Origin of the sequence: Methylobacterium sp. B1, from assembly GCF_000333255.1 — a bacterium.
GTDB lineage: Bacteria > Pseudomonadota > Alphaproteobacteria > Rhizobiales > Beijerinckiaceae > Methylobacterium > Methylobacterium fujisawaense.
The window spans coordinates 1-8625 of the sequence record NZ_BACT01000002.1; the positions used below are offsets into that span (position 1 = coordinate 1).

Here is an 8625-nt window from a genome sequence, read left to right on the forward strand (position 1 = left end):
CCCGCGTTCGCGGACGCGTGCGGTTCGCCCGTCAACGGATCGAGCAGCGCCTGATGGTAGGGCCCATCCAAGTTCTGCCACCAGTAGACCTCGACGACCGAAAGCCTCGGCGTTCGGCAGCTTGACCGACCAGCCGGCGGCGTCCGGCATGGTTTTGCGCAGGAACACACCGGCGCGCGTTGCCGCCGCCACCGGATCCGGCGCTTCCTCGGACAGCTCGGGCCGCATCCATCGCGAGATGTCGCTGCGGTAATAGCTGGCCGTCCCGGTGACGAAGATGGCGAACAGCACCCAGCCGACCACGAGGCCGGACCACGTGTGCAGCCACGCCATGGACTGGCGGAAGCTCCGCGCGCGGCTCACAGGGCGACCCCGTGCCTGAAGCCGCCGGCCAGCCACAAGGCCACGGTCAGCAGAAGCGCCGCAGCCCCCAGGACCAGGGTGGCACGCGCGATCGTCCGGGCGGCGAACACCCAGATCACGGCCGCCGCCATGATGCTGAAGCTCGCGAGGGTCGCGGCGGATACCGCTTCGGCCCTCGGGCCCGGGAGAATCAGTGCCAGCCAGGCGCACGCGAGTGCGGCAACGGCATAACCGCCGAACGCCGCCAGAAGCACCCGGCCGGCGACCGCCAAGCGATCGGCCAGCGTGGGCACGGCATGGGCACTCATCGCGCCCCCTCTCGCTTCCGTGAAGTCATATCGCGACCTAGCAGCGGCTGCGCCCGGCAGGCAACGCGTATGTTCCAGAACGATTCTAGTGTGAATTGAGGCGGTTAGGATGGCCCGGGTCGGGCCGAGAGATGAAAGTCCCGGCTTGCGCGGCAGCCCGTCTCAACGACCGGGCGTTCCGGGCGTTGCGGATCGGTCGGATCCGCGGATCGCGATGGCGGCATTCCGGGCACTCGGCGGCAGATCGGGGCCGGCCTCCGGCTTGGAGAGGGCCGACGATCCGGCGGTCACGGGGCGGCCTCCCTCAGGGCCGCGGTGCCCGGTGCCCCAGCCGTAGCCCGCGTTGATCCCGGCATAAAAGCCGGTGAAGTCCTCAGCCCGGGCGCTGCCCGAAAGCAGGAGCAGAGCCGTCGGCAGCATCAAGCAGCGCATCGATCGTCCAGGAACGAGAAAGGCGACGGTCCCGGACAGGACCGCCGCCTCGTAGTCTTCTCAGGATCGCGGCGGCAAAGCGACCGCCGCGCGCCCTCAATCCTCGACGTTGATGCTCTGAGCCTCGCGGCCCTTCTGACCCTCGACCACGCCGAGCGTGACCTGCTGGCCTTCGGCGAGCGAATCGAGCCCGGCGCGGGACAGAGCGGAGCGGTGCACGAAGACGTCCTTACCGCCGTCGTTCACCGACACGAAGCCGAAGCCCTTGGCGGGATCGTACCACTTCACGGTGCCGCTCATCTCGACGGACGGGCCGCTGGCGAAGCGGCCACCACCGCCACCACCACCGAAACCGCCGCCGCCGCCGCCGTAACCACCACCGCCGCCGCGGTCGCGGTCACCGTAGCCGCCGCCAGCGCCACCACCGAACCCGCCGGTGCGCGGACGGAACTCGCGCCGGGGCGCAGGCGCCTCGGCCGTGGACGTGTCGACGCTGGTGACGCTGGTCACCTGCGGGCCCTTCTGACCCTGGGCCGTCGTGACCGTCAGCCGGGTGCCCGGCATCAGGTCATCGTGGCCTGCCGCCTCGACGGCGCGGATGTGGAGGAAGGCATCGCCCGAACCGTCGCCGAGTTCGACGAAGCCGAAGCCCTTCTCCTTGTTGAACCACTTGACCGTCGCATCGCGCTCCGGTCCGGACGCGACCGGTGCCGCGCCGCGCGCCGGACCACGGTCGAAACCGCCGCCGCCGAAACCGCCGCCGCCACCGCCGAAACCGCCGCCGCCGTATCCGCCGCTCGGGGGTGCCTGATCAGGCCATCTCGGCTCGCCACCCTCGTCGAAGCCGCGCTTCTGCGGCCCCCTGAAATCACGACCACGTCCCATCGAAAGCTCGCAAAAACCGTCCGCCGCCCTTGTCTCGAATACCGCGTGCGCGCCATCCCAGACAGCCCACGCCCCGCACTATCATTACCCCAGGTCGCGGTAACCAAGAATAACGCCCCAGTCCTGACGCAATCGGGCCTTGACCGCAAGGACCTTCTTGGCTCAGACGCGCCCGTTTCGTTACTTTCTTGCGGCAAACAACGGAGTCCGCCCCCGATCCCGGGTCGGTCCTTACTCATTCGAGGGAAGGCGTTAGCGAAACGCAAAGGCTGTCCCGCCTAGACTCGGCGCCGCGCCCCGCAGAGCCCGCCGGCCATGATCGCGACCCCGACCTTCCCCGATCTCTCGGCCCTCGTCGTCGACGAGAGTCTCTACATCCGCCGAATCGTGCGCGACATGCTGATGCGCGTCGGTATCAAGCGGGTCCTGGAGGCGCCGGACGGGGCGGAGGCGCTGGGCGTGCTGGCCGAGAGCAAACCCGATATCAGCATCATCGACTGGGACCTGTCGATCCTGTCGGGCGAGGAGTTCATCCGGCTCGCGCGGACGCCGACCACCTCTCCCTGCCCCACGATCCCGATCATCCTGATGCTGGCCCAGCCGCGCCGGAACGTGGTCGACCGTGCGGTGGCGCTCGGCGTCAACGAGATCATCGCCAAGCCGTTCTCGCCGAAGACCCTGTGGTCTCGCCTGGACGAGGTGATCAACCGGCCCCGCCCCTATTCCCAGGTGAAGAGTCTCCTGCGCCCGATCCCGCGCAGGGCCAGCGCCATGAAGGCCGTCGCCTGATCGCGACCGCGATGGGGCGTTGCAGTTCCCCGCTGAGCCTGTAGGGTCACAGATCAACAAAGGCCGAGCGCGACGCTCAAGGCCGACCCGAAGGATCGACGGCCGCGCCGATGAGGGACGAGACCGCCGCGGCCGCGCCGTCCCGAATCCAGACTGGCGCGGTGCCGCTTCAGACGCCAGCCCCCTTGCCGGGCCGTGAGCGTCGGCGCGCCGCCTACGCGGCGCTCGACCTCGGCACCAACAATTGCCGCCTGCTGGTCGCGGAGCCGACCTTCAGCGGCTTCCGGGTGATCGATGCGTTCTCACGGATCGTCCGTCTCGGCGAAGGCCTCGGCACGTCGGACCGCCTGAGCGAGGCGGCGATCGAGCGGACCGTGGAGGCCCTGCGGATCTGCAGGTCCAAGATGCAGGCGCGTGGCGTGCAGCGGGCCAAGATCATCGCCACGGAGGCCTGCCGCCTCGCGGTGAACGGGGCCGCCTTCGTGGAGCGCGTCCGCCGCGGCGTCGGCCTCGACCTCGAGATCGTCGATCGGCAGACCGAGGCCTATCTCGCGGTCACCGGCTGCGCGGCGCTGGCGGATCCGCTGGCCGAATCGGTGATCATCTTCGATATCGGCGGCGGCTCGACCGAGATCGCGTGGCTGGACGGCGCGGCGGCCAATCCGTCGACCGATCCGACGCTCAGGATCCGCGCCTGGGATTCGCTGCCCGTGGGCGTGGTGACCCTGGCCGAGCGCCACGGCGGCGCCGAGGTCACCCGCCGCATGTTCGAGGGCATGGTCGAGGAGGTGGCCGAGAAGCTCTCCGCCTTCGCCCTCCGGGCCGCTGCCGCCGCGACCGCGCCCCATTTCCACCTTCTCGGCACGTCTGGCACCGTCACGACCATCGCGGCGATGCATCTGCGGCTCGCGCGCTACGAGCGCCGGCGGGTCGATGGATTGTGGATGACCGACGCCGCAGTCTCCACCGCCATCGACGACCTGCTCGACACGCGGCTGGAGCAGCGCGCCGACAACCCCTGTATCGGTCGCGACCGCGCCGATCTCGTGCTCGCGGGCTGCGCGATCCTCGAGGCGATCCGCCGGGCGTTCCCCTCGGAGCGCCTGCGCATCGCCGATCGCGGCCTGCGCGAAGGATTGCTGATGAACATGATGCGGGAGGACGGGGTCTGGAACCGGAAGGCTGTCCGATGAGGGCCCCACGATGAGCGACCGGCGCGGCGGCGCGAGCTCCGGCGGCGGGGTCCGGGGCGACCTGAAGCAGCGGGTGAAGACCGGGCGTGGACGGACCCTGTCGCAGAAGCGCTGGCTGGAGCGCCAGCTCAACGATCCCTATGTGGCGCGGGCCAAGCGCGAGGGCTATCGCTCGCGGGCGGCCTACAAGCTGCTGGAGATCGACGAGCGCTACAAGCTGCTCCGGCCCGGCCAGAAGATCGTCGACCTCGGCGCGGCTCCCGGGGGCTGGTCGCAGGTGGCCGCCCGGGTGGTCGGACCGTCGGGCCGGGTCGTGGGCATCGATCTCCTGGAGATTGAGCCTATGGCCGGGGTCGAGTTCATCACCCTGGATTTCCTCGATCCCGAGGCGCCGGCGCGGCTGACCGGCATGCTCGGCGGCCCGGCCGACCTCGTGATGTCCGACATGGCCGCCAACGCCACCGGACACAAGAAGACCGACCATCTCCGCATCATCGGCCTCGCCGAGACGGCGGCGGAATTCGCCCGGGAGATCCTTGGGCCGGGCGGCGCCTACCTGGCCAAGGTGCTTCAGGGCGGGACCGAGGGCGCCCTGCTCACCGACCTGAAGCGCGACTTCGCCACGGTCCGCCACGTCAAGCCCGCCGCCAGCCGGGCCGATTCCAGCGAGCTCTACGTCCTCGCGACCGGCTATCGCGGCACCTCGGCGCACACCGCGCCCTCCGACGCGGAGTGAGCCGGCCGGCGGTGCTGGTCGCCTGGGCCCTGTCGGTCGTCAATCCAGCGCCGCGGCCCCTACGCAGCCTTGGCTATGTTCGGCAGAGCGGCCTGCTTCACGCGCGATAGCGCCGCTGCCGGGCGGTCTGGGCACCGCATCTCGCGCAGGCGCGGGGCACGATCGCGGCGGCGGCCGAGGGAACGGGGCATTTCCGACATGCGGTCGTGCTCGGCTCCGGCCTGCTCGACGACGTGCCGCTCGACGATCTCGCCCGCCTGTTCGATCGGATCGGCCTCGTGGATGCCGTGCATCCCTGGCCGGCCCGGCTCGCCGCACGCCGATACCCGAACGTGGCGCTGGTGACCGCCGAGATCAGTGCAGGCCTCGCCGGGGCCTCGGCGGATCTCTGCACGGGCGCCGACCTGATCGTTTCGGCAAACCTGCTGTCGCAGCTTCCGACCGTCTCAATCAAGGCCCACGAGGCCCGGGGCCGCGCGGCCCCGCCCCTTCTCGGGGCACATCTGGTCGAGACCCACCTCAGAGTCCTGGACACCCTGGCAGGCCGGGTCGAGCGCGTCTGCCTGATCACCGACGCGGTGCAGCGCGCGGAGGATCGGTCGGGCCGCTTCACCGACAGCCTCGATATGCTGTTCGGGTCCGAGCTCCCGCCTGCGGAAGCGGCTTGGGACTGGGAGATCGGGCCGTTCGGCGCGAGCGGCCGGCGGCTCTGTCTGATCCACCGGGTCCAGGCCTGCCCGGACTGGAAAACCGTGCCACGCTGAGCCCGTAACGACAGAGGCCGCTCCGGTTGCCCGGAACGGCCTCTCTTCAGTGCTTCCCGCAGCTTTCGCTCACTCGGTCGGCACGTCTGCCGGCGACGTGTTGGCGCTGCCCTCGTCCGCGGCGCTCTCGAAACGCGGGCGGCGGCGGCGGCGGGGCTTGGCAGCCGGAGCTTCCTCGGCCGCAGCCTCCGGCTCGGGAGCAGGCGACGGTTCAGCCGGCGGGGCGGGACGCGCAGGGGCCATCAGGAATGCCGGCAGGCCGGTCGGCTCCTCGGCCTCCACGACAGGCGCAGGCTCGCGGCGGCGCTCACGGCGGGGCGCCGTCTCGCCCTGACGTCCGGCCTCGCCGCGGGGAGCCCGCTCGGTCCGCCCCTCCGGACGCGTTTCCTGCCGGGCTTCGGACCGCGGAGCCTCGCCGCGGCCGCTCTCGTAACGCCCCTGATCGCCGCGCGTGTCCTGCCGGGCGTCTTGCCGATCATTCTGCCGAGCATCCTGGCGCGTATCTTGACGCGTATCTTGGCGAGGATCCTGCCGGACGTCCTGGCGGTCCTGCCGGCCGTCGTGACGCTCCTGGCGATAATCCGGACGCCCGTAATCCTGACGGTCCTGCCGGTTCTCCTGCCGATAGTCCGGCCGTTGATAATCCTGGCGCTGATAATCCTGACGCGGCTGGTCCTGACGCCGGTAATCCTGGCGCCCGCCGTTGTCGAACCGCCGTTGATCGCGGTTCTGGAACCGGTCACGGCCCTGCCGACCGTCCTGGTTTCCGTCCTGACGACCCTCGTAGGGCTGCGGCTGCTGGCCGGGATCGGCGTCTTCATAGCCGCTATAGCCGTGACCGTTCTGCGATCCGCCGTTGCCCTGGGCCTCGTCGTCGCCCTCTTCCATGTCGTCATCATAGGGACGACTGGCGTAACCGGCGGTATTAGCCGGGCGATTCTGTTCCTGGGCACCGGAAACGATGCGGAAATAGTGCTCCCCGTGCTGGAAGTAGTTTTCAGCAGCAACTGGATCGCCGGCCGCGAGAGCATCCCGCGCAAGCTGCGCGTACTTGTCGGCGATGTGCTGCGCCGTGCCGCGGATTTTGACGTCGGGACCGTTGGATTCGTACGAGCGCGTCAGCGGATTCGGACCCTTCGGCCGGTTCCGGCCGCGCATCCGTCGATTCTGGTTTGGTCTCATCGGTCTGTAATGACCCTCGTTCACGCAAACGACTGTCTACGGAGGCGCCCGGGCGGATCTCCTGGCGCAATCCGGCCAAGCGCATCCGGCGGCGCCGCGCGTGCGACCGCTCTTCGGTCCGCGCGTCTGCCTGACCATCCCTCGAAGCGGGCGCCCGGTTAAAGCCGCCGATCCTCAGTTGATTGTCAGGTTCGATTGTGTCGCACCGCCGCGCTGGCACCGGCGCGTTCTGGTTCGACGGTTAAGGGGGATCAGCGAACCAATCGGCGACCCATGGTCACCACCGACCTTACAGCCGTCCGTCTTAACGGACGGTTCGCGATCTTCAAGCCGACTTTAGCGTTCCCCGGTTGATGCAACAAGCAATTTTTCGGTGACGCGATGCTCAACCCTGACTTAGGCATCCCTGTGGCCGGATAAAAGACCCTGTGGCCGGTCGAAACTCACGACGCGGTCGCGGCCGGCGAGGTCGCGGGTCAATCCCCGATCCGGGAAGCCCGCCGCGCATGCAAGGGCCCGCACCGCCGAGGCCTGATCGTAGCCGATCTCCAGGACGAGCCTGCCGCCCGGGGCGAGCAGCCCAGCCGCATCGTCGAGGATTCTCCGGTAGGCGTCGAGACCGTCGACGCCGCCATCCAGGGCTGCCGCCGGATCGTGTATGCGGACTTCGCGGTCGAGGGTCGCGATCACGTCATGGGCGATGTAGGGCGGATTCGAAACGACGAGGTCGAAGGTCCCGCTCAGGGCCTCGCACCAATCGCCGACGACGAAGCGGGCCCGGTCGCCGACGCCGTTGGCGACGGCATTGTCCCGGGCGACGCGCAGGGCCCCGTCCGAGCGATCGAGCCCGACCCCGCTGGCCCGGGGCAGTTCCGAGAGAAGGGCCGTCAGGATGCAGCCCGTTCCGGTGCCGAGGTCCAGGCAGCGCACCGGCGCGGTCCGATCGGGCACCGCCGCCAGCGCGACCTCGACCAGGATTTCGGTGTCCGGGCGCGGCACCAGGGTGTCGGGACCGAGCCGGAAGGGCAGGCCCCAGAACTCCCAGGCGCCCAGGATACGGGCCACCGGCTCGCCGGCGAGGCGCCGGGCGAGCGCCGCGTCGAGGGCCGCGGCTTCGTCCGCGCTGACGCGGCGCTCGCCCTCGATCAGAAGGTCGCGCGTCTCCAGGCCGAGGATCCCGAGCAGGAGGAACCGGGCATCGCCTGCCGCCTCGACGACACCCGCGGACTGCAGCCGTGCCGTGCAGGCTCGCAGCGCCTCGCGGCGCGATCTGTTCTGCATCGCGGCCGGCATCACGACATGGCTCAGGCCATACCCTCGGCGGCCAGCAGCTCCGCCTGATGCTCGGTGATCAGGGCGTCGACCACCTCGTCGAGGGCGGTCCCGGCCATCACCTCCTCGAGCTTGTAGAGGGTCAGGTTGATCCGGTGATCGGTCACCCTTCCTTGCGGGAAATTGTAGGTCCGGATCCGCTCGCTGCGATCGCCGGAGCCGACCTGGGCCTTCCGATCGGCCGCCCGGGCCGAATCCTTCGCGCTGCGCTCGGCGTCGTAGAGCCGTGCGCGCAGCAGTGCCATCGCACGGGCGCGGTTCTTGTGCTGCGACCGCTCCTCCTGCACGAACACCACGATGCCGGTCGGCAGGTGGGTGATGCGGATCGCCGATTCGGTCTTGTTGACGTGCTGGCCGCCCGCGCCCTGGGCCCGCATCGTGTCGATCTTCAGGTCCGCATCGTTGACGTGGATGTCGACCTCCTCGGCCTCCGGGAGTACCGCCACGGTGGCGGCGGAGGTGTGGATCCGCCCCTGCGTCTCGGTGTCGGGCACGCGCTGCACCCGGTGGGCGCCGCTCTCGTACTTGAGGCGGGCGAAGACGCCCCGGCCCTTCACCTCGGCCACGACCTCGCGGAAGCCGCCGACCGTGCCCTCGCTCTCGGAGATTACCTCGACCCGCCAGCCCTCGACTCGGCGATT

11 protein-coding genes are annotated in these 8625 nt (G+C 69.9%); 4 read left to right on the forward strand and 7 right to left on the reverse strand.

The features are described 5' to 3' along the window. The 4 genes from I53_RS00090 to I53_RS35630 all read right to left on the reverse strand — a co-directional run. Positions 1 to 333: PepSY-associated TM helix domain-containing protein (locus tag I53_RS00090; RefSeq protein WP_043345248.1), on the reverse strand; the 333-nt coding region annotated here is incomplete at its 3' end. A 26-nt stretch (positions 334 to 359) separates the two neighbouring features. After that, complete coding sequence (locus I53_RS00095) at positions 360 to 671, reverse strand: hypothetical protein (RefSeq protein ID WP_043345251.1); 312 nt, start codon at positions 669 to 671, stop codon at positions 360 to 362. Positions 672 to 833: 162 nt separating this feature from the next. Further along, a complete protein-coding gene (locus tag I53_RS00100; RefSeq protein ID WP_251982157.1) occupies positions 834 to 1091 on the reverse strand; it encodes a hypothetical protein in 258 nt (85 codons plus the stop codon). Between the two features lie 108 nt (positions 1092 to 1199). Beyond that, entirely contained in the window at positions 1200 to 1988 is a 789-nt protein-coding gene (locus I53_RS35630; protein ID WP_043345255.1) for a cold shock domain-containing protein, read from the reverse strand. A 315-nt stretch (positions 1989 to 2303) separates the two neighbouring features. On the opposite strand from I53_RS35630, the gene I53_RS00110 reads away from it, so the two are divergent. The 4 genes from I53_RS00110 to I53_RS00125 all read left to right on the forward strand — a co-directional run bounded on the left by I53_RS00110 (position 2304) and on the right by I53_RS00125 (position 5470). Then, a complete protein-coding gene (locus I53_RS00110) occupies positions 2304 to 2777 on the forward strand; it encodes a response regulator (protein ID WP_012317168.1) in 474 nt (157 codons plus the stop codon). A 110-nt stretch (positions 2778 to 2887) separates the two neighbouring features. Continuing rightward, complete coding sequence (locus I53_RS00115; protein WP_043345257.1) at positions 2888 to 3970, forward strand: Ppx/GppA phosphatase family protein; 1083 nt, start codon at positions 2888 to 2890, stop codon at positions 3968 to 3970. 10 nt (positions 3971 to 3980) lie between these two features. Further along, complete coding sequence (locus tag I53_RS00120; protein WP_043345260.1) at positions 3981 to 4706, forward strand: RlmE family RNA methyltransferase; 726 nt, start codon at positions 3981 to 3983, stop codon at positions 4704 to 4706. A 206-nt stretch (positions 4707 to 4912) separates the two neighbouring features. After that, on the forward strand, positions 4913 to 5470 hold the full coding sequence (locus I53_RS00125) for a hypothetical protein (protein ID WP_251982158.1): 558 nt from the start codon (positions 4913 to 4915) through the stop codon (positions 5468 to 5470). A gap of 69 nt (positions 5471 to 5539) precedes the next feature. Here I53_RS00125 and I53_RS00130 read toward each other — a convergent pair whose 3' ends face one another. From I53_RS00130 to I53_RS00140, 3 genes are all read right to left on the reverse strand, one after another. After that, on the reverse strand, positions 5540 to 6628 hold the full coding sequence (locus tag I53_RS00130; RefSeq protein ID WP_043345262.1) for a DUF4167 domain-containing protein: 1089 nt from the start codon (positions 6626 to 6628) through the stop codon (positions 5540 to 5542). A gap of 420 nt (positions 6629 to 7048) precedes the next feature. Continuing rightward, on the reverse strand, positions 7049 to 7933 hold the full coding sequence (gene prmC, locus I53_RS00135) for a peptide chain release factor N(5)-glutamine methyltransferase (protein ID WP_251982159.1): 885 nt from the start codon (positions 7931 to 7933) through the stop codon (positions 7049 to 7051). 23 nt (positions 7934 to 7956) lie between these two features. Beyond that, the coding region (locus I53_RS00140; protein WP_043345266.1) for a peptide chain release factor-like protein at positions 7957 to 8625 on the reverse strand (669 nt) is incomplete at its 5' end.